General features: G+C 72.8%; 19 protein-coding genes. 11 read left to right on the top strand and 8 right to left on the bottom strand.

From position 1 onward, the window contains the following. The 3 genes from ACFVYK_RS24060 to ACFVYK_RS24050 form a co-directional block, all read right to left on the bottom strand. On the bottom strand, positions 1–1,275 hold a 1,275-nt coding region (locus ACFVYK_RS24060), incomplete at its 3' end, for a gamma-glutamyl-gamma-aminobutyrate hydrolase family protein (RefSeq protein WP_389777460.1). Positions 1,276–1,305: 30 nt separating this feature from the next. Next, positions 1,306–1,884 (bottom strand): hypothetical protein, encoded by a 579-nt coding sequence (locus ACFVYK_RS24055; RefSeq protein WP_389777458.1) that lies wholly within the window; start codon positions 1,882–1,884, stop codon positions 1,306–1,308. A gap of 209 nt (positions 1,885–2,093) precedes the next feature. Beyond that, positions 2,094–2,942, bottom strand: a complete 849-nt coding sequence (locus tag ACFVYK_RS24050; RefSeq protein ID WP_389777475.1) for a hypothetical protein — start codon at positions 2,940–2,942, stop codon at positions 2,094–2,096. A gap of 128 nt (positions 2,943–3,070) precedes the next feature. Here ACFVYK_RS24050 and ACFVYK_RS24045 point away from each other — a divergent pair, with 128 nt between their 5' ends. From ACFVYK_RS24045 to ACFVYK_RS24025, 5 genes are all read left to right on the top strand, one after another. Continuing rightward, complete coding sequence (locus tag ACFVYK_RS24045; protein WP_389777455.1) at positions 3,071–3,427, top strand: hypothetical protein; 357 nt, start codon at positions 3,071–3,073, stop codon at positions 3,425–3,427. Positions 3,428–3,482: 55 nt separating this feature from the next. After that, a complete protein-coding gene (locus ACFVYK_RS24040; RefSeq protein WP_389777452.1) occupies positions 3,483–4,685 on the top strand; it encodes a glutathionylspermidine synthase family protein in 1,203 nt (400 codons plus the stop codon). A gap of 154 nt (positions 4,686–4,839) precedes the next feature. Further along, positions 4,840–6,291 carry a glycine hydroxymethyltransferase gene (locus ACFVYK_RS24035; protein ID WP_389777472.1) on the top strand — a complete coding sequence of 484 codons (1,452 nt, stop codon included), beginning with the start codon at positions 4,840–4,842 and terminating at the stop codon, positions 6,289–6,291. Between the two features lie 78 nt (positions 6,292–6,369). Next, a complete protein-coding gene (gene trpS / locus ACFVYK_RS24030) occupies positions 6,370–7,383 on the top strand; it encodes a tryptophan--tRNA ligase (RefSeq protein WP_389777450.1) in 1,014 nt (337 codons plus the stop codon). A gap of 184 nt (positions 7,384–7,567) precedes the next feature. Next, positions 7,568–8,146, top strand: coding sequence for a 2'-5' RNA ligase family protein (locus ACFVYK_RS24025; protein ID WP_389777447.1), 579 nt, complete (start codon positions 7,568–7,570; stop codon positions 8,144–8,146). A gap of 226 nt (positions 8,147–8,372) precedes the next feature. On the opposite strand, the gene ACFVYK_RS24020 is transcribed toward ACFVYK_RS24025, so the two are convergent. Together ACFVYK_RS24020 and ACFVYK_RS24015 are read right to left on the bottom strand one after the other, a co-directional pair. Continuing rightward, positions 8,373–9,128 (bottom strand): decaprenylphospho-beta-D-erythro-pentofuranosid-2-ulose 2-reductase, encoded by a 756-nt coding sequence (locus ACFVYK_RS24020; protein WP_389777446.1) that lies wholly within the window; start codon positions 9,126–9,128, stop codon positions 8,373–8,375. Continuing rightward, on the bottom strand, positions 9,125–10,498 hold the full coding sequence (locus tag ACFVYK_RS24015) for an FAD-binding protein (RefSeq protein ID WP_389777444.1): 1,374 nt from the start codon (positions 10,496–10,498) through the stop codon (positions 9,125–9,127). The genes ACFVYK_RS24020 and ACFVYK_RS24015 overlap by 4 nt, the downstream gene beginning before the upstream one ends. A 133-nt stretch (positions 10,499–10,631) precedes the next feature. On the opposite strand from ACFVYK_RS24015, the gene ACFVYK_RS24010 reads away from it, so the two are divergent. The 3 genes from ACFVYK_RS24010 (at position 10,632) to ACFVYK_RS24000 (ending at position 13,118) form a co-directional block, all read left to right on the top strand. Continuing rightward, positions 10,632–11,159 (top strand): phosphatase PAP2 family protein, encoded by a 528-nt coding sequence (locus ACFVYK_RS24010; RefSeq protein ID WP_389777441.1) that lies wholly within the window; start codon positions 10,632–10,634, stop codon positions 11,157–11,159. Continuing rightward, on the top strand, positions 11,152–12,102 hold the full coding sequence (locus ACFVYK_RS24005; RefSeq protein ID WP_389777438.1) for a decaprenyl-phosphate phosphoribosyltransferase: 951 nt from the start codon (positions 11,152–11,154) through the stop codon (positions 12,100–12,102). Before ACFVYK_RS24010 ends, ACFVYK_RS24005 begins: the two co-directional genes overlap by 8 nt. A gap of 98 nt (positions 12,103–12,200) precedes the next feature. Continuing rightward, positions 12,201–13,118 carry a YihY/virulence factor BrkB family protein gene (locus ACFVYK_RS24000; RefSeq protein WP_389777435.1) on the top strand — a complete coding sequence of 306 codons (918 nt, stop codon included), beginning with the start codon at positions 12,201–12,203 and terminating at the stop codon, positions 13,116–13,118. Here the strand turns inward: ACFVYK_RS24000 and ACFVYK_RS23995 are convergent. After that, positions 13,072–14,433 carry a D-alanyl-D-alanine carboxypeptidase gene (locus ACFVYK_RS23995; RefSeq protein WP_389777432.1) on the bottom strand — a complete coding sequence of 454 codons (1,362 nt, stop codon included), beginning with the start codon at positions 14,431–14,433 and terminating at the stop codon, positions 13,072–13,074. The genes ACFVYK_RS24000 and ACFVYK_RS23995 overlap by 47 nt on opposite strands. A 91-nt stretch (positions 14,434–14,524) precedes the next feature. On the opposite strand from ACFVYK_RS23995, the gene ACFVYK_RS23990 reads away from it, so the two are divergent. From ACFVYK_RS23990 to ACFVYK_RS23980, 3 genes are all read left to right on the top strand, one after another. Further along, positions 14,525–14,764 (top strand): SCO4848 family membrane protein, encoded by a 240-nt coding sequence (locus tag ACFVYK_RS23990; protein ID WP_389777430.1) that lies wholly within the window; start codon positions 14,525–14,527, stop codon positions 14,762–14,764. Positions 14,765–14,766: 2 nt separating this feature from the next. After that, complete coding sequence (locus ACFVYK_RS23985) at positions 14,767–16,356, top strand: metallophosphoesterase (protein ID WP_389777428.1); 1,590 nt, start codon at positions 14,767–14,769, stop codon at positions 16,354–16,356. Positions 16,357–16,541: 185 nt separating this feature from the next. Beyond that, on the top strand, positions 16,542–18,095 hold the full coding sequence (locus ACFVYK_RS23980) for an ABC transporter substrate-binding protein (RefSeq protein WP_389777426.1): 1,554 nt from the start codon (positions 16,542–16,544) through the stop codon (positions 18,093–18,095). 103 nt (positions 18,096–18,198) lie between these two features. Here the strand turns inward: ACFVYK_RS23980 and ACFVYK_RS23975 are convergent, their stop codons facing one another. Continuing rightward, positions 18,199–19,644: a sensor histidine kinase gene (locus tag ACFVYK_RS23975; protein WP_389777423.1), complete on the bottom strand. Its 1,446-nt coding sequence runs from the start codon at positions 19,642–19,644 to the stop codon at positions 18,199–18,201. Beyond that, positions 19,641–20,330: a response regulator transcription factor gene (locus ACFVYK_RS23970; protein WP_389777421.1), complete on the bottom strand. Its 690-nt coding sequence runs from the start codon at positions 20,328–20,330 to the stop codon at positions 19,641–19,643. Before ACFVYK_RS23970 ends, ACFVYK_RS23975 begins: the two co-directional genes overlap by 4 nt. Between the last annotated feature and the right edge of the window lie 71 nt (positions 20,331–20,401).

The raw sequence follows: 20,401 nt of genomic DNA, 5'->3' as shown, positions 1-20,401 counted from the left end.
GGCCGGGGCCGGTGTGCGCGGCGTGCGGCGGGGGCGGGCCGGCTCGGTGGGGAGCGCGGCCAGCCTGGTCAGCGTGCTCTCCAGCCAGTCCGCGGCCTCCTGGCCGGCCTGCGGGGTGTCCTCGGCCACGCAGACCGCGTAGGTGAACCCCTCCTGGTGGTCCACCGCGACGAGCCGGTCGGCGAACAGCCAGCAGGCGTCCGGGGTGGCGGAGCGGTGCCGGTTCGGGGAGCCGCAGTCGGCCTTCGTCTCGTAGCCGAAGTAGCCGACGTAGCCGCCGGTGAAGTCGAACGGCAGCCCGGTGGCGTCGACCCGGCGGTTGGCCAACTGCCGTTTGAGGTAGTCGAAGACGCTCGCCCGGACCTTGCGCGTGGGCCGCCCGGCGCGTTCGATCTCGCAGTGGCCGGCTTCGACGTCGTAGCGGACGAACTCGGCGAGCGGTCCGCTGTCGTCGCCGAGGAACGAGAAGCGGGAGAGGCCTTCCTCGACCCGGGAGCTGTCCAGCCAGAACGCCCGCGGCGAGTCGGCGTACAGCCGCGTGAACGCGGCCTGCGTGTCGATCGTCTCGGCGATGCGGCGGGTGTGCAGGCGGTGGGCGGGACGGCGGGGCCGGGGGACCGGGAGGGGGGCCGCCGCGGTCCGCGGGGAGGCCGCCGCCGTCGAGGGCACCGCGGTGTTCTTGGTGCGCGGCCTGCGGGCCCGCTCGGCCGTCAGGTTGCGGAAGTTGACGAGCATCCGGTGGCCGTACTCGGTCAGCACCGACTCCGGGTGGAACTGCACGCCCCACAGCGCCCGTTCGCGGTGCCGCAGCCCCATCAGGACGCCGTCCTCCGCCCAGGCGGTGGCCTCCAGCGAGTCGGGCAGCGGCTCGCGCACGGCCAGCGAGTGGTAGCGGACCGCGGTGAAGTTCTGCGGCAGCCCCTGGAACAGGTCGCGCCCGTCGTGCCGGACGCTCGACAGATGACCGTGCCGGGGCTCCGGGGCGGCGGTCACCCGGGCGCCCTCCCCGTGCGCGATGCCCTGGTGACCCAGACAGACGCCGAGCACCGGCACCGGGGCCTCGGCGAGCACCCGGGCGCTGATGCCGAAGTCACGTGCCGTGGCGGGATGCCCGGGGCCGGGCGACACCACCACGTTGTCGAAGGCGGCGAGGTCGACGGCGTCCGCGGGGGCGTCGTTGAGGACCACCACCGGCTCCTCGCCGTTCACCTCGGCGATCAGCTGGAACAGGTTGTACGTGTACGAGTCGTAATTGTCGATGAGCAGGGTCTTCACCCGCCCACCTCCCTAGGGTCGTTCTTCGGCTTACGCGGTGCGTCGTTTGTGCCGTCCGCGCAGCGCCTGGAGCGGTGGATACAGCCATTTCTTGAAGAAACGCTGAAGGCGGGGCATGAGAATCCACGTGACGAGGGCCGTCACGCACAGACAGAGGAGCAGTGTGCGAACAATCGGATTGAGTCCGCCGAGATAGGGAAGCGCAATGAGATTGAAAAGGAGCACCGGCGGGAAAACCGCGCTCATGTTCACGAACCAGAGCTTCCATTTCGACGGCGGGGCCGGCGTCTTCGGTGCGGGGGACTGGGATTCGAACCAGGCCTTGGAGCCCCGTACGCTTCTGCGGTCGGTCTGCCGGGCGATGCCCAGTGCCCGTTCGTCCCACTCCACCTTGGCCGTGGAGGCCTCCCAGGCGCGGGCGGTGCCGTCGCTCGCGAAGCGATAGACCACATGCCATTCCGCCTCTCCGTCGACAAGGACACCGCCCCCCAGGAATCCGGGCTGCTGTGCGCTCGCGCCCAGCATGGCCCACCCCCAGGAATGGAAGTCGGCCTCTCGGCCCGGCACCACTCGATATGCGGCGGTGACGGTGACGGGATTACTGGTCACACCGACGAGTACGCAGGAGAGAGCGCTTGCGTTCACAGGTTCTTCAAAGTTCTACGACTGTCGCGGACTGTCCGAAAAGCGGCTTTGGGTGGGGCTCGTCACTTGTGTGGGCGGAATCGAAAAGAAAAAAGCGGCTGCGCATCCGATTCATCAGCGGACGAGCAGCCGGGAGCACAGGGGCGCAGGTGACCTCAGGGGACGGACGGCCTTCACTCAGCGGGCGGCGAAGCTTCCGGCGCCTCCCCGAACCGGGCCAGCGCCAACGCGCCCGCGACGGCGACGGCGAACCCCAGCACGGCCAGCCAGGCCAGCCCCTCGCGGGTCCGGTCCCCCAGCCACACCACCCCGACCAGCGCCGGCCCGATCGTCTCCCCGATCACTGTCCCGGCCGTGGCCGTCGTCACCGACCCGCGCTGCAGAGCCGTCGTCAGCAGCAGGAACGCGGCACCGCCGCCCACCAGCAGGGCGTACAGGGCCGGGTCGGCGAGCAGCTTCACGGGGGAGACCGAGTCGATCAGCCGGACCGACACCTCCACCACGCCGAACCCGCAGCCGGCGCCCAGACCCAGCGTCAGCGCCCGCCCCCGCTCGGGCAGCCGCCCGCCGGCCAGCCCCAGCAGCAGCACCGCCCCCGCCGCGCCGAGCATCCACCACGGCAGCGCCGCCGGCCCGCTCTCCTCGCCCTCCGCCCCGGAGGCCAGCCCCAGCATCGCCAGCCCCGCGCACACCACCGCCACAGCCGCCCACTCGGTCCGGCTCAACCGCACGTGCAGCAGCCGGGCCGCGACCACCGCCGTCACCGCGAGGCTGGACGCGAGGGCCGCGCCCACGGCGTAGATCGGCACCGAGCGCAGCGCGACGATCTGGAACACGAAGCCCAGTCCGTCCAGCCCCAGTCCGGCCACGTACCGCCACTGGCGCACGGCCCGCAGCAGCAGCGCCACGTCCGCCGCCGCACCGCCCCCGGCGTCCGACTCGGCGGCCGCCGCCCGCGCGGCCACCGCCTGCAACACCGTCGCCGCACCGAAGCAGACCGCCGCGCAGAGCGCGCACACCATTCCCAAGAGCACGAGAGGACTGTAGGCGAGGGCCCGCCGACGGGCCGCCATGGACCGGCTTCTCACCGGTGTCTAGGCTGTCGGCCGGACATCGCGCGTAGGGGCGATCCGACACGGGGAGACAGGACATGGCGGACATACGTCGACGGTTTCGTTCGGGCACGGTCGTGCTCGGGGGCGTGAGCCTGCTGGCCACGGCCCTCACCGCCTGCTCCTCCGACCCGGACAAGCGCTGTGTCGACCGCGACAGTTACACCCGCGCCAAGGGGTACAAGGTCGTCGCCGACAAGAACTGCAAGTCCGGCTCGACCACGTCGCACGGCGTCTGGTACTACGGCGGCAGCAAGAAGGGCTCCTTCGTCGACGGCGGCTCCCTCACCAAGTCCGGCAAGGGCTCGGGGGGTTCGAGCAGCGGCGGCGGCTCCGGCGGCGTCGATCGCGGCGGCTTCGGCGACGGCGGCCACAAGGGCGGCTCGGGCGGCTGAGCCGCCGGGCGACCGCAGGACCGGACGACCGACCGCCGAACAGGACACCGTCACCATGCGACGCCACACCGTCGAACCCCGCCCCGACTGGCAGCGCACCGTCGAGGAGCAGGGGCTCGTCTACCCCCTCACCCGTCATCCCGACGGTGTGCTGCGCCCCTACTGGGACGAGAGCGCCTACTACGCGTTCACCCTCGACGAGATCGAGGCGCTGGAGGAGACCGTCGAGGAACTGCACGCCATGTGCCTGGCGGCGGCCGCCCACCTCGTCGACTCCGACCGCCTCGGCGACCTCGGCATCACCGACCCGCGCGTCGCCGCGGCGGTCGCCGAGGCCTGGCGGCGGCGGGCCGAACTCCCTTCCGTCTACGGCCGGTTCGACCTCCACTACGACGGGACCGGCCCGGCCAGACTCCTGGAGTACAACGCCGACACCCCCACCTCCCTGGTCGAGGCCGCCTCCCCCCAGTGGTTCTGGATGGAGGACCGCTTCCCCGGCGCCGACCAGTGGAACTCCCTGCACGAACGCCTGGTCGCCGCCTGGCGCGGACAGGCCGCCCTGCTGCCGCCCGGCGCCCCGCTGCACTTCGCGCACTCCTCGGCCGACGAACTCGGCGAGGACCTCATGACGGTCGCCTACCTCAAGGAGACCGCGGAGCAGGCCGGCCTGGACACGGCCTGGACGTCGATGGAGGAGATCGGCTGGGACCCGCTGTCCGGCCGCTTCGTCGACGGCGGGCTCCGCTTCATCCGCAGCTGCTTCAAGCTCTACCCCTGGGAGTGGCTCACCACCGACCGCTTCGCCGGTCATGTCCTGGACACCCTCGACAACGGCGGCGGCACCGGCTCGACGCTGTGGATCGAGCCGGCCTGGAAGATGCTCCTCAGCAACAAGGCGCTGCTCGCCGTCCTGTGGGAGCTGTACCCCGGCCACCCCAACCTGCTGCCCGCCTACCTGGACGGCCCGCGCGAGCTGGCGCGCACCACCGGCTACGTCGCCAAGCCCCTCCTCGGCCGCGAGGGCGCCGGCGTCACGATCCACGAGAAGGGCGCCGCCCCCGTCGACGGCCCGTCGGGCGCACCGGACGGCGAGCTCCGCTGCTACCAGGAGCTCGCCCCGCTGCCCGCCTTCGACGGCAATCACGTCGTCCTCGGCGCCTGGGTCGTGCAGGACGAGCCGGCCGGGCTCGGCATCCGCGAGTCCTCCGGCCTGATCACCGACGAGTACGCCCGCTTCGTCCCGCACGTGATCCTCTGACCGGCACCCGGTAGGCTGGCGAGCGGGTCGTGACTGGCGCGCTGGGATGGGACGGACCATCGGGGAGCGGCCCTTGAGCAGTGAGAGTGCCGTGCGCCTGGGCCAGACCGAGACCGTGACCGCTCGCACGCCACGCAACCCGGAGGCCGACGACATGTCCGAGCACCAGCCCCTCTCCACCGAGTCCACCGCCTTCCGCGCCGCCCTCGACGTGATCCGCGCCGTCGAGCCGCGCGTCGCCGACGCCATCGGCCAGGAGGTGCACGACCAGCGCGAGATGCTCAAGCTGATCGCCTCCGAGAACTACGCCTCCCCGGCCACCCTCCTGGCGATGGGCAACTGGTTCAGCGACAAGTACGCCGAGGGGACCGTCGGCCGCCGCTTCTACGCCGGCTGCCGCAACGTCGACACCGTCGAGTCGCTCGCCGCCGAGCACGCCCGCGAGCTCTTCGGGGCCCGCCACGCCTACGTCCAGCCGCACTCCGGCATCGACGCCAACCTGGTCGCCTTCTGGGCCGTCCTCGCCGACCGGGTCGAGGCCCCCTTCCTGGAGAAGACCGGCGCCCGCCAGGTCAACGACCTCTCCGAGGCCGACTGGGCGGAACTGCGCCAGGCCTTCGGCAACCAGCGCATGCTCGGCATGTCCCTGGACGCCGGCGGCCACCTCACCCACGGCTTCCGCCCCAACATCTCCGGCAAGATGTTCGATCAGCGCTCCTACGGCACGGACCCCGCGACCGGCCTCATCGACTACGACGCGCTGCGCACGTCGGCCCGCGAGTTCCAGCCGATGATCATCGTCGCGGGCTACTCGGCCTACCCCCGCCTGGTGAACTTCCGGATCATGCGGGAGATCGCCGACGAGGTCGGCGCGACGCTGATGGTCGACATGGCGCACTTCGCGGGCCTGGTCGCGGGCAAGGTCCTCACCGGCGACTTCGACCCGGTCCCGCACGCCCAGATCGTCACCACCACCACCCACAAGTCGCTGCGCGGCCCGCGCGGCGGCATGGTCCTGTGCGACGACTCCCTCAAGGACCAGGTCGACCGCGGCTGCCCGATGGTCCTCGGCGGCCCGCTCCCGCACGTCATGGCCGCCAAGGCCGTCGCCCTCGCCGAGGCCCGGCAGCCCTCCTTCCAGGACTACGCCCAGCGCATCGTCGACAACTCCCGCGCGCTGGCCGAGGGCCTGATGCGCCGGGGCGCGACCCTCGTCACCGGCGGCACGGACAACCACCTGAACCTGATCGACGTCGCCTCCTCCTACGGCCTCACCGGCCGCCAGGCCGAGGCCGCGCTGCTCGACTCGGGCATCGTCACCAACCGCAACGCCATCCCCGCCGACCCCAACGGCGCCTGGTACACCTCCGGCATCCGCATCGGCACGCCCGCGCTCACCACCCGGGGCCTGGGCACGGCCGAGATGGACGAGGTGGCGGGCCTGATCGACCGGGTCCTCACCACCGCGGAGCCGGGCGTCACCAAGTCGGGCGCCCCGTCCAAGGCCTCCCACGTCCTCGACGAGAAGGTCTCCGACGAGATCTCCCGCCGGGCGACGGACCTGGTCGCCGGCTTCCCGCTCTACCCCGAGATCGACCTCGGCTGACACGCCGTCCCGGGCGGCCCCGCCCAGGCCGCCCGGGACGCGTTCCGGCCGCTGTCCGGGCTCTGCGACAATGTGGGCATGGCCTCAGACCGACCTCGCGTGCTCTCCGGAATCCAGCCCACCGCAGGCTCGTTCCACCTCGGCAACTACCTCGGCGCCGTCCGTCAGTGGGTGGCCCTGCAGGAGTCCCACGACGCGTTCTACATGGTCGTCGACCTGCACGCGATCACGGTCCCGCAGGACCCGAAGGAGCTCAGCGCCAACACGCGGTTGGCCGCCGCCCAGCTCCTCGCGGCCGGTCTCGACCCCGAGCGCTGCACGCTGTTCGTCCAGAGCCACGTCCCCGAGCACGCGCAGCTCGCCTGGGTGATGAACTGCCTCACCGGCTTCGGCGAGGCCAGCCGGATGACGCAGTTCAAGGACAAGTCCGCCCGGCAGGGCGCCGACCGCGCGAGCGTCGGCCTGTTCACGTACCCGATCCTGCAGGTCGCCGACATCCTGCTGTACCAGGCCGACGAGGTCCCGGTCGGCGAGGACCAGCGCCAGCACATCGAGCTCACCCGCGACCTCGCCGAGCGCTTCAACGGCCGCTACGGCGACACCTTCACGATCCCGAAGCCGTACATCCTGCGCGAGACGGGCAAGATCTACGACCTCCAGGACCCGTCGATCAAGATGAGCAAGTCGGCCTCCACGCCGAAGGGCCTCATCAACCTGCTCGACGAGCCGAAGACCACCGCCAAGAAGGTGAGAAGCGCGGTCACGGACACCGACACGGTGATCCGCTACGACGCCGAGAACAAGCCGGGCGTGAGCAACCTGCTCGGCATCTACTCGACCCTCACCGGCACGAGCGTGGCCGAACTGGAGCGGCAGTACGAGGGCAAGCTCTACGGCGCGCTCAAGACGGACCTCGCCGAGGTCGTCGTCGACTTCGTGACGCCGTTCCGGGACCGCACCCAGCAGTACCTGGACGACCCCGAGACGCTCGACTCGATCCTCGCCAAGGGCGCGGAGAAGGCGCGCGCGGTCGCCGCGGAGACGCTCTCGCGCACGTACGAGAGGGTGGGCTTCCTGCCCGCGAAGCACTGAGGGCGCTCGGAGGCGCCCGGGGCGCACCGCACACACGTTCCTGCGGGCAGAGCGCTGCACATCACTTCCCCTGCGCCTGCCCACAGCACAGCCGTGGCCGTACAGTCGATAGCCGTACGACTGAGCACGAACCCGGCGCCACACCCCGCCATCACGACATGACGACATGACGACAGGAGAAGACGTGGGGACCGTAACGATCGGCGTGTCGATCGCGGTCCCGGAGCCTCACGGCAGCCTGCTCCAGGAGCGGCGCACAGGCTTCGGCGACGCCGCGGCTCACGGCATCCCCACCCACGTCACGCTGCTGCCGCCGACCGAGATCGAGGCGGGCGCGCTGCCGGCCGTGGAGGCGCACCTCGCCGCGGTCGCCGCGGCCGCCCGGCCCTTCCCGATGCGGCTGTCCGGCACCGGCACCTTCCGGCCGCTGTCGCCGGTGGTGTACCTGAGGGTCGTCGAGGGCGCCGAGACCTGCGCCCGGCTCCAGCAGCGCATCCGCGACGCCTCCGGGCCCCTGGTGCGCGAGCTGCAGTTCCCCTACCACCCGCACGTCACCGTCGCCCACGGCATCGACGAGGCGGCGATGGACCGGGCCTTCGAGGAGCTCGCCGGCTACGAGGCCGAGTGGCCCTGCACCGGGTTCGCCCTCGCCGAGCAGGGCTCCGACGGCGTCTGGCGCAAGCTGCGCGAGTACCCCTTCGGCGGCGCGGTGGTCCCCCCGCAGGCCGCCCGCCTGGACTGCGACTCTTTGCGGACGCGTTAGCGGCGGCTCGGGCCTGTCGGTTTGGTCAGTTTGCAGACGCGGGGCCCGGCACGCGCATCTGCGGCGTTGTCGTCGGTCGCCGATTCCCGCTCTCGGCTTCGCACGAGCGGGAGGGGCCCCACCGCGTCGACTCCCTCCTCCGCCTCGCGCCCGCACGCACCAAGCCCCGCTCACGGCGGTGACCAGGCGCCGTCGGACTCCCGCAGCCTGATCCAAACGACAGGCCCTAGATCGGCAGCCGTCGGAACAGTCCCCGCGGGACGTGCCGCAGGGCGGCCATCGCCACGCGCAGCAGGCCCGGCGTCCACACCGTCTCCGAGCGGCGGCGCAGTCCCAGCTCGACGGCGCCGGCGACCGCCTCCGGCGTCGTCGCGAGCGGCGGCTGCGGCATTCCGGCGGTCATCCTGGTCCGGACGAACCCGGGGCGCACCACCATGACGTGCACGCCCGTGCCGTGCAGCGCGTCGCCCAGACCCTGGGCGAAGGCGTCGAGCCCGGCCTTGCTGGAGCCGTAGATGAAGTTCGAGCGGCGGGCCCGCTCGCCGGCGACGGAGGACAACACGACCAGCGAGCCGTGTCCCTGCGTCTGCAGGGCGCGCGCGGTGATCAGGCCCGCCGACACCGCCCCCGTGTAGTTGGTCTGCGCGACGCGCACCGCGGCCGCGGGCTCGCGTTCGTCGTTCGCCTGGTCGCCGAGGACGCCGAAGGCGAGCAGGACGAGGTCGACGTCGCCCTCGGCGAACACCTTGCCGAGCGCCGCCTCGTGGGCGTCGGGGTCCAGCGCGTCGAACGGGACGGTGTGCGCGTCCGCCCCCAGCAGGCGCAGTTCCGCGGCCGCCGCCTCCAGGGCGGGCGACGGGCGGCCCGCCAGCCACACCGTGCGGGTGCGGCGGGCGATCAGCCGGCGCGCGGTGGCCAGGGCGATCTCGGACGTGCCGCCGAGGACGAGCAGGGACTGGGGGAGGCCGAAGGCGTCCTTCATGCTGGCTCCTGGAAGTTGAGGCGACGGGCGAGGTCCGAGACGAACACCCCGCGCGGGTCCAGCTCCGCGCGCAGCGCGCGGAAGTCGTCCAGCCGCGGGTACATCGCGGCGAGCAGGTCCGGCCGCAGCCGGGAGTCCTTGGCGAGGTAGACGCGGCCCCCGGCCGCGGCCACCTCCTCGTCGAGCTCGTCGAGGAGGACCCCGAGGCCGGGCAGCCCGGCCGGGACGTCCAGGGCGAGGGTCCAGCCCGGCCGCGGGAAGGACAGCCAGCCCGGGTCGGCCTCCCCGAACCGCTTGAGGACGGCGAGGAAGGACGGGCAGCGGCGGTCCGAGACCCGCCGCACGATCCGGCGCAGAGCGTCCTCCCGGCCGTGTCCGACGACGAACTGGTACTGCACGAAGCCGTCGCGGCCGTAGACGCGGTTCCAGTGCGGGACGCCGTCCAGGGGGTGGAAGAAGGCGGAGAGCCGCTGGAGTTCGCCGGTCCGTGCGCGGGGAGCCCTGCGGTACCAGAGTTCGTTGAACAGTCCGACGCTCGTGCGGGTGAGCAGCCCCTGCGGCAGGAAGGCGGGCGCGGCCGGCAGCCGGGACGGGCCGAACGACAGCGGAGTCCGGCGCGCGCGGCGGGGCAGCGCCTCCAGCGGCGCGTGGTCGCCGCGGGTCAGCACCGCGCGCCCGGTGGCCGCGCCGCGGGCGAGGAGGTCGATCCACGCCACGGAGTAGCGGTAGCGGTGGTCGCCGGTCGTCAGCCGGGCCATCAGGTCGTCGAGGTCGGCGGCGCGCTCGGTGTCGACCGACATCAGTGAGGTCTCCACCGGCTGCAGCCGCACCGTGGCCGTCAGGACGATCCCGGTCAGGCCCATGCCGCCGGCGGTCGCGTCGAACAGGGGGCTGCCCGGCCGCACCGTGCGGATCGTGCCGTCGGCGGTCAGCAGTTCGAAGGACGTCACATGGCGGGCGAAGGAGCCCGAGACATGGTGGTTCTTGCCGTGGATGTCGGCGGCGATCGCCCCGCCCACGGTCACGTAACGGGTGCCGGGGGTCACCGGCACGAACCAGCCGAGCGGCAGCAGCACCTCCATGAGCCGGTGCAGGGAGACGCCCGCGTCGCACAGGACGACGCCGGCGTCGGCGTCCACGACATGGATCCGGTCCAGTCCCGTGACGTCGATGACCGTCCCGCCCGCGTTCTGCGCCGCGTCCCCGTAGGCCCGCCCCAGACCCCTGGGGATGCCGCCCCGGACCCCGCAGTCGCGGACGGCCGCCACGGCCTCCGGATAGCTCCGGGGGCGGATCACCCGAGCGGTGGTGGGAGCCGTACGGCCCCATCCCGTGACGGAAACTGTCTCGGAAGCGGTCTCGGCAGGCATGTCCGCGACCGTATCGCCCTGATGTGAACGAATAGTTCTGAAACATGAAAGACATCCCCGAAATGGGTGATTAATGGGATGTCGCCCCATATTGCCGGAGTTCCGCCGGGGTCGACGGGAACAGTGGATCCCCATGGACGAACTGGATGACCTGGGCCACCCGGGCGACCTCGACCATCGGATCCTGACGGCGCTGCGCGCCCGGGGCGCGGACCCCGGCGTCGCCCGCGCCGCACGCACCCTGTCCCGGGCGGGCGAACACGGCGCGCTGTGGATCGCGGCGGGCGTCGTGGGAGCAGCGCTGGACGGCCCGCGCCGCGCCGTCTGGCTGCGCGCCACCGCGCTCACGGCCGGCGCGCACCTCGCCAGCATGGGCGTGAAGCGGATCGTCCGCCGCCCGCGCCCCACCCACGTCGAACCGCTGGTGCGCACCGCCGGCCGGCACTCCTTCCCCAGCTCGCACGCCGCCTCCGCGGCCGCCGCCGCCGTCGCCTACGGCGCGCTCGGCGCCCACGCCGTCCCCCCGCTGGCCGCCGCGATGTGCCTCTCCCGGCTCGTCGTCGGCGTCCACTACCCCTCCGACGTGGCGGCCGGCGCGGCCCTGGGCGCCCTCACCGCGTGCCTCGGAGCGCGCTGGACGAAGGGAGGCCGACGTGGCTGAGGCACTGCTGCACCAGCAGCGCACGCGCCGCCCGCAGCCGCCCCGGCCACCGGTCCGCCCCGGCACCCTCCTCGGCGGACTCCTGCGCACCGCCCGCCCACGGCAGTGGATCAAAAACGTGCTGGTCGTCGCCGCCCCCGCCGCCGCGGGCCGGCTGTTCGCGCCGCACACCCCCGCCCGGCTCGCGCTGGTCTTCGTCCTGTTCACCGCCTGCTCCGCCGCCGTCTACCTGGTCAACGACGCCCGCGACGCCGAGGCGGACCGGGCCCACCCCACCAAACGGCACCGCCCGGTCGCCGCCGGACAGGTGCCCGCGCCCGTCGCCTACGCCGTCGGGGGCGCCCTCGCGGTCCTCGCGCCGCTCGCCGCGGCCCGGCTGACCACTCCCGCCGTCGCCGCGCTCCTGGCCGCCTACCTGGTCATGCAACTGGCGTACTGCCTCAGCCTCAAGCACGTCCTGGTCCTCGACCTCGTCGTCGTCACGACCGGCTTCCTGATGCGCGCCACGGCCGGCGGACTCGCCCTCGGCATCCCCCTGTCCCGCTGGTTCCTGATCACCACCGGGTTCGGCGCGCTGTTCATGGTCGCGGCCAAGCGCTACTCCGAGGCCGTCCAGATGGCCGGGCGCCCGGGCGCGACGCGCGCCCTGCTCACCGAGTACACCACCGGGTACCTGCGCTTCGTCTGGCAACTGGCCGCCGGGGTCGCCGTCCTCGGCTACTGCCTGTGGGCCCTGGAGGAGGGCGGCGTCGCGCACACGAGCCTGCTGCCCTGGCGGCAGCTGTCCGTCGTCGCCTTCGTCCTGGCGGTCCTGCGCTACGCCGTCTTCGCCGACCGGGGCGCCGCCGGAGAGCCCGAGGAGGTCGTCCTCGGCGACCGCGCCCTCGCCCTCATCGCGCTGGCCTGGCTCGCCATGTACGGGCTCGCGGTGGCCGATTGGTAGCCGCCCGCGGCGCCCCGCCGGCGACTGCCCCGCGCTTTCGGGGTACCCGGGCCCGAGGACTTCCGCGTCAGCCGCGCGGAGCGGGGCAGAGTGGGATCATGGACTGGCTGAAAAAGCTTCCCGGAGTGGGGCCGTGGGTCGCGCGCCTCATGGCCACGCACGCGTGGCGCTCGTACGAGCGCCTGGACCGGGTGAAGTGGACGCGACTGGCCGCCGCCATGACCTTCGTCAGCTTCGTCGCCCTGTTCCCGCTGCTCACCGTCGCCGCGGCCATCGCCGCCGCCACGCTGAGCCAGTCCCAGCAGCAGGAACTCCAGGACAAGATCGCCGCCCAGGTCCCCGGCATCTCCGACCAGCTCGACGTCCACAGCCTCGTCCAGAACGCCGGCACCGTCGGCTCCATCGCCGGCGCGCTCCTGCTGCTCACCGGCATCGGCTGGGTCGGTCAGATGCGGGACTGCCTGCGCGCCGTGTGGGAGTGCCCCGACAAGGACCAGAACCCGGTCCTCGCCAAGGCCAAGGACGCGGGCGTCCTCGTCGGCCTCGGCGGCGCGGTCCTGCTGACCATCGCCATCTCCACCCTGGCCTCGGCCCTGGTCGGCTGGATCACCGACGAGCTGGGCATCGACCAGGCCGGCTGGGGCAGCGTCCTGCTGCGCGTCGCCGCGTTCTCCGTCGCGGTGCTCGCCGACTTCCTGGTCCTGCTGTACGTCCTGACGCTGCTGCCCGGCGTCGAACCGACCCGGCGCCGGCTCGTCGTCGCCGCCCTCATCGGCGCCGTCGGCTTCGAACTGCTGAAGCTGCTGCTGAGCGGCTACATGCAGGGCGTGGCCGCGAAGAGCATGTACGGCGCGTTCGGCGTGCCCATCGCCCTGCTGCTGTGGATCAACTTCACCTCGAAACTGGTCCTGTACTGCGCGGCCTGGACGGCGACGGGCAGCGCCCCCGACAACCCGCGGGACATCGACGTCAGCGACGACGTCGTACCAGGTCCGGCAGCGGCCAGCGGCGGTTGACCAGGAACGCGCCGCCCGCGAGCAGCACCAGCAGACCGCCGGTGATCGCCAGCGCGATCCACATCCCGCCGGATCCGCTCCCGGCCACCGCGCCCGCCACCGGCTTGTGCGACGCGTTCCCCGCGCCGCCGGCCTGGCCGTCCTGCGCGGCGGACGACGGGTTCGCGCCGGGCTGCGCGCTGCCCTGCGCGCCCTGCGGCCGGACCAGCTCGCCCACCGGCGTCACCTTGCCGGCCGCCTGGAAGCCCCAGTCGAGCAGCGCGGCGGCCTCCTTGTAGACCTCGTTGTGGTCCGTCTTCGACGGGTTCATGACCGTCACCAGCAGCACCTTGCCGTTGCGCTCGGCGACGCCGGTGAAGGTGGCCCCCGCGTTGGTGGTGTTGCCGTTCTTCACGCCCGCGATGCCCGGGTACTGCGTGATGTCGTAGTCGCCGCTCAGCAGCCGGTTGGTGTTCTGGATCGCGAACGACCCGCGGGTGAGCCTGCCCTTCTTGTTCTTCGTCGTCTCGCCGGGGAACTTGGCCGAGACGGTCGAGCAGTACTCCCGGAAATCCGCCTTCTGCAGGCCCGAACGGGCGACCAGCGTCAGGTCGTACGCCGAGGACACCTGCCTCGGGGCGTCGTAGCCGTCGGGGGAGACGACGTGCGTGTCGAGGGCCTGCAGCTCCTCCGCGTGCTCGTTCATCTCCTCGACCGTGGCCGCCACACCGCCGTTCATCGCCGACAGCACGTGCACGGCGTCGTTGCCGGAGCGCAGGAAGACGCCGAGCCACAGGTCGTGGACCGTGTACGTCTCGCCCTCCTTTATGCCGACGAGGCTGGAACCCGACCCCATGCCGGCCAGGTCCTTCGGGTCGACCTTGTGCACGGTGCTCTTGGGGAACTTCGGCAGCACGGTGTCCGCGAAGAGCATCTTCATCGTGCTCGCCGGGGGCAGCCGCCAGTGCGCGTTGGACGAGGCCAGCACGTCGCCCGACTCGGCGTCCGCGACGATCCACGACCGCGCGGTGAGGCCCCCCGGCAGCACCGGCGCACCGCCCGCGAGGGCCACCTGCGTCCCGGGCCGCCCGAGCCTCGCGCCGCCCACGGTCGACATGTCCGCCGGGGGAGTGGCCGACGGACTGCCCGTCGGCGAGGCCGAGGGCGAGCCGGTGGGCGACGCGGACGCCCGCGCGGACGGCGAACCGGACGCCGCGGGCGAGGGCGAGGGCCTCGGCGCGGCGAGCGAGACGGGCGCGGTCAGCGCGAGAGACGCGAGGGTCGCGGAGGTGACCAGCAGGGCACGCCTGACGGTCTGTTTCATGGGTGCGGGCACGACGGAGAAATTACCCGGCGGACGACGGGAAGTCGCGCCGCCCTCCCCACCCCGGTCACGGAACAGGACACCGGACGGCGATACTGAACGCATGACGCTCAGCCGCCGCCTCTCCTGGTTCCTGCTCGTCTTCGGGGTGTGGAGCTGGATCATCTGGATCACTTTCGTCAAGAACCTGGTCAAGGACGGCAGCGGACTCGCGTTCGACGACGGCCGGCCCACCGCGTACTTCTGGGTGCACCTCACGCTCGCCGTCGTCTCCTTCGTATGGGGGACGGCCATCGGAGCCCTCGGGTTGCGTGGTCTGCGCGCACTGCGGCGGGCGTCATAACCGTGGTGATCGTCTTCGCGCTGCTCGCCCTCACCGTCGTGGCCGCCGCCAACTGGTACCTGTGGCGGCGACTCTTCCGCGACACGACCCGCGGCCCCGGCCGGGCGCGCCGCGGCGGCGCGACGCTGATCGCGGGCGGCTGGACACTGGCGATCGGCGCCCTGGTCGCCGAACGCACCGGCGCGCCCTTCTGGCTGCAGCGGATCCTGGCCTGGCCGGGCTTCCTGTGGCTGGCCCTCTCGATGTACCTGCTGCTGGCCGTGCTCGCCGGCGAGGCCGTACGGCCGCTGCTGCGCCGCCTTCTGGAGCGGCGGCCCCGCGTCGGCACGCCCGCCGAGGCGTCCGGCGCCCGCCCGCGTCCGCGACCCGCCCCGGTGGGAGCACCCGCCCCCGAACAGCCCGCCCCCGAACAGCCCGCCCCCGAACAGCCCGCTCCTGGACAGCCCGCTCCTGGACACTCCGGCCCCGACCGGCCCGCCCCCGGACAGCCCGGCTCCGACCGGCCCGGCCCCGAACGGCCCGAGGCCGGACAGCCGGAACCCCGGCAGGGCGAGTCCGAACGGCCGAAGCCCGGACAGCGGGAGCCCGAGCGCCGGGGGCCCGGGCAACGGGGTCCCCAGCGGCGGAAGTCCGAACAACAGCAGTCCGAGGGGCTGGAGTCCGAGCAGCGGGTGGAGCCCGGGCCGGTGGAGGCCGGGGTGGCGGGGGCCGGGCAGTCGGGGGCCGGGCCGGCGGCTCTCGGGGCGCCGCTCGCCGGGACCGCGTCCGGGCCGTCCCGGCGACTGTTCGTCTCCCGCGCGGTGGCGGGCGCGGCGGCCGCGGCCGCCGTGGGCACGGTCGGCTACGGCACCTACGGCGTGCTGCGCGGCCCCCGCGTCAAACGGGTGACCGTACCCCTCGCCAAACTCCCGCGCGCCGCCCACGGCTACCGCATCGCCGTCGTCAGCGACATCCATCTGAGCCCGGTCCTCGGCCGGGGCTTCGCGCAGAAGGTCGTCGACACGATCAACGGGACCCAGCCGGACCTGATCGCGGTGGTCGGCGACCTCGTCGACGGCAGCGTCAAGGACCTGGGCCCGGCCGCAGCTCCGCTCGCGCAGTTGAAGGCGCGGCACGGCAGCTACTTCGTGACCGGCAACCACGAGTACTTCTCCGGCGCCGCGCAGTGGGTCGAGGAGGTGCGGCGGCTCGGCCTGGACCCGCTGGAGAACGCCCGCACCGAGCTGCCCTGGTTCGACCTGGCCGGCGTGAACGACGTCGCCGGCGAGAGCGAGGGCCAGGGCCCCGACTTCGGCAAGGCGCTCGGCGACCGCGACACCGCGCGCGCCTGCGTGCTCCTCGCCCACCAGCCCGTCCAGATCCACGACGCCGTACGCCACGGCGTCGACCTCCAGCTGTCCGGGCACACCCACGGCGGCCAGCTGTGGCCCGGCAACCTCCTCGCCGCCGCCGCGAATCCGACCGTCGCGGGCCTGGAACGCCACGGCGACACGCAGCTGTACGTGTCCCGCGGCGCGGGCGCCTGGGGCCCGCCCACGCGCGTGGGCGCCCCGTCCGACATCACCGTCGTCCAGCTGGCCTCGAGGCGCTGACGCGAACCTGAGAAGAACCTGTGAAACCCGGCGGAAACACCCGTCGGTAAGTTCTTTCTCATCTCGTCAGAATTCTCTTCCGCCACCAGAAACTCCTGTGGTTAGGTGAGCCCGCCGCCAAGGGGAGCGGCACTTTTTCTTGTGGACTGGGCCCTTCTGGCGGCCTGGGGAGGCAGGACACCACCATGCGATCTGTTCGCATGCGGATACTCATGACGCTGCTGGTTCTCGCGGTGATCGGGGTGGGCGGCTGGCAGTTGCTGCCGTCGAAGGAGAACAGCGAGGCGGCCATCACGGTCGGCACCACGGACACCGTCAGCTCGCTCGACCCGGCAGGCGCCTACGACGCCGGTTCCTGGGCCCTGTTCAGCAACGTTTTCCAGTCGTTGCTGACGTACGAGCCGGGCGGCGTCTCGCCCGTGCCGGACGCGGCCAGGAGCTGTGACTTCGCCAAGGGCAACCTGACGACGTACACGTGCGAGCTGCGCGACGACCTGACGTTCGCCGGCGGCGGCAAGGTGACGGCCGAGGACGTGAAGTTCTCCTTCGACCGGGTCAGGACGATCGACTCGGACGTCGGTCCGACGTCCCTGTTCTCGACCTTGAAGTCGGTCACCGCCAAGGGCCTGACCGTCACCTTCCACCTGGGTTCGCCGGACGCCACCTTCCCGTTCAAGGTGGCCACCGGAGCCGGTTCGATCGTCGACCGCACCCGCTACCCGGCCGACGCCCTGCGCGAGGGCGGCGACGTCGACGGCACCGGCCCGTACGAGCTGACCGGGTACACCAAGGGCAAGAAGGCCGAGCTGTCGCCCAACCCGCGCTACCGGGGCGCCGTGGCCACCGGCTCGCCCGTCGAGCTGCGCTACTACGCCGACCCCGAGGCCCTCCAGAAGGCCTGGAAGGCCAAGGAGGTCGACGCCGCCACCCGGCAACTGCCGCCCGCGGCCCTCGCCGCCCTCAACACCAGCGACCCCGGCCAGCGGGTGACCGAGGCCGACAGCTCCGAGACCCGCAACCTGTACTTCGACACCCGCTCCGGCTCGCCGCTGCACGACAAGGACGTCCGCAAGGCGATGGCCTGGCTGATCGACCGAGAGCAGCTGGCGTCGACCGTCTACGACGGAACCGTCGAGCCGCTGTACTCGCTCATCCCGACCGGCATCACCGGCCACACCACCTCCTTCTTCGACAGCTACCCGGACCAGAACTCCGAGAAGGCGCGCAGGCTCCTGCGGAAGGCCGGCGTCGGCATCCCGGTGACGCTCACCTACGGCTACGGCCTGGGCAGCGGAGCGGCGGCGGCCGAGGCGGCGGAGCTCAAGCGGCAGCTGGAGGCGAGCGGCCTGTTCGAGGTGAACGTCAAGGGTTACGAGTGGACCGACTTCCAGAAGCGCTGGGCCACCGGCAAGCTCGACGCGTACGCCGTCGGGTGGGTCGCCGACTATCCCGACCCGGACACCTTCGCCGCCCCGCTCGTCGGCACCGGGTCGACCATGAACACCGGGTACAGCGACAAGGCCGTCGACGGGTTCATCGCCGACAGCCGGCAGTTCGCCGACCGCAGCCGGGTCGCCGACGACTTCCGCGAGCTGCAGCAGGCCATCGCCGACGACGTGCCGGTCATCCCGCTGTGGCAGCGCAAGGAGTACGTCGTCACCACCGCCGACGTCGGCGGCGGCCAGTACCTGGCGGACGGCAACGGCGTCTTCCGCCTCTGGAAACTCGAGTGGATCTGAGCCGTCCGGGCCCTGGCCGTGCCCCCGCCGGATCCGCGGACGGCCGCGCGGGACATCGGGACCGGCACGCCCACCGCACACCCGGGCGCCGCGCCCGCGCGGCTCAGGCGCAGGTCCGGGTGTGGACCGGCAGGGTCACCGTCACCTCGAGGCCCTCGCCCGGCGCCGTGCGCACCGTCACGTCACCGCCGTGGGCCTGGACCACCCCCTGCACGATCGCCAGCCCGAGGCCGCTGCCCGCGCCGCCGCCGGCCCGGAAGAAGCGGTCGAAGACCCGCGCCGCGTCCTCCGGCCCCAGCCCGGGCCCCTTGTCCTCGACCGACAGCCGCACGAGCCCGTCCGTGCGCAGCACACCGAGCCGCACCGGCACGTCCGCCGCCGTGTGGGTGCGCACGTTGGCCACCAGGTTCCCCAGCACCTGCCGCAGCCCCGACTCGTCGGCCCGCACCAGCACCGCCCCGTCCGCCTCGACCGTGACCGGCCGGCCGGGCTGCTGCGCCCGCAAATCCTGCGCCGCGTCCCGCGCCAGCCGGCACACGTCGACGTTGCGCAGCCGAAGCTCCGGCCGCTGGTCCAGCCGGGCCAGGGTGAGCAGCTCGTCGACGAGCCGGCCCATCCGGTCCACCTCGCCGTTCATCCGGTCCCAGGCCCGCCTTCGCTCCTCCGGCTCGCGCAGCATCCCCTGGTCGTACAGCTGGAGATAGCCGCGGATCGCGGACAGCGGGGTGCGCAGCTCGTGCGAGGCGTCGGCGACGAAGCGGCGCAGCTGGGCCGCGCTGCGCTCGCGCGTGCGGTAAGCCGTCTCCACCTGGTGGAGCATGGAGTTCAGGGCCAGCCGCAGCTGCTCGACCTCCTGGGTGGGATGGTGGCTGGAGGGCACCCGCCGGGTGAGGTCCCCCTCCGCGATCGCCGACGACGTCTCCACCATGTCCTCCAGCGGCCGCATCCGCCGCCGCACGCTGAACAGCGTCAGACAGGCCAGCAGGGCCAGCAGCAGGGTCCCCATGGCGAGATCGAGCCGCAGGGCCTTGGCGATGCCCTTGTGGAGGGCGTCCGTCGAGGTCGCCAGCAGGACGTACGTGCCGTCGGACAGCCGGGTCGCCGTCACCCGGTAGGCCGCCCCGTGCACGCTCACGTCGTGCGGATCGGCGTCACGGGTGAGCGCGCCCGGGTCCGTGACGGCGTCCGCCAGCCCCCGCTGGGCCTCGGTCGGCGCGACGCCGAAGAGGGCCACCGCCTCGCCCCGGCCGTCCACGGCGGTGAACACGGAGTCCGGCGCCGGCCGGCCGCCGGAGCCCTCGGGCGCCAGCCGGTCCCGTACGAAGCCCAGCACGCTGAGCGAGTCGATCTGGCGCAGGGTGAGCTGCGAACTCCCCAGCGAGGTGCGCGTCTTGGTGAGCTCGGAGTCGACCTGGCCCAGCAGGTAGTGCCGCATCGCCATGAGGCTGACGGCGGTGGCGGCGACGATGCCGAGCGCCAGCAGGCCCACGTTGGCCGCCGTCAGCTTGGCCCGCAGCGAATGCACGCCGTGCCGGTGCGCCCGCCTCATGCCAGCCTGTATCCCACGCCCCGCCGGGTGGTGATCACCGGCGGCCCCAGGGCGTCCAGCTTGCGCCGCAGATAGCTGATGTAGGTCTCGACGACCGTCGACTCCGGCGGCGTGTGCTCGTACTGCCAGACGTGGCGCAGGAGTTGCTCCTTGGGCACGACCCGGCCGCCGTTGCGCACCAGGAAGCGCAGCAGCGCGTACTCGGTGGGCGTGAGCTCGACCGAGCGGCCCGCGCGGTGCACGCTGTACGTCGTCTCGTCCAGCTCCAGATCGCCGTAACGCAGCGGCGGCCGCTGGGGAAGGACGTCGGCCGGCCGGGTGCGGCGCAGGACGGCGGTGATCCGCGCGACCACCACGTCGATGTCGAACGGCTTGGTGATGTAGTCGTCGCCGAAGCCGAGGGCGCCGACGATCTCGGCGGGCGCGTCCCGCGCGGTGAGGAACACCAGCGCCAGGTCGGGACGGCGGCCGCGCAGTTCACGCCCGAGCGCCCGTCCGTCGCCGTCGGGCAGCATCACGTCGAGCAGCGCCACGTCCGGCCGGGTCCGCTCGGCGAGCGCGAGGGCCTCGCGGACGCCGCCCGCGACCATCACCTCGAAGCGGTGGTAGCGCAGGGCGATGGCGAGGACGTCCGCGATGCTCGGTTCGTCCTCCACGACCAGCACGGTGCCGGAAGCCGTTGTCATGCCCCCAGTATCGGGGGGTCGCGGGCGTCCGGGCCGGTTCGCGCTTTGGAGTTCCTTGAGAGTCACGGCCG

The organism is Streptomyces sp. NPDC058291, assembly GCF_042880855.1.
Taxonomy (GTDB): Bacteria; Actinomycetota; Actinomycetes; order Streptomycetales; family Streptomycetaceae; genus Streptomyces.
Note: the sequence above shows the minus strand (reverse complement) of the source record. Positions and strands in the feature narration are given on the sequence as shown.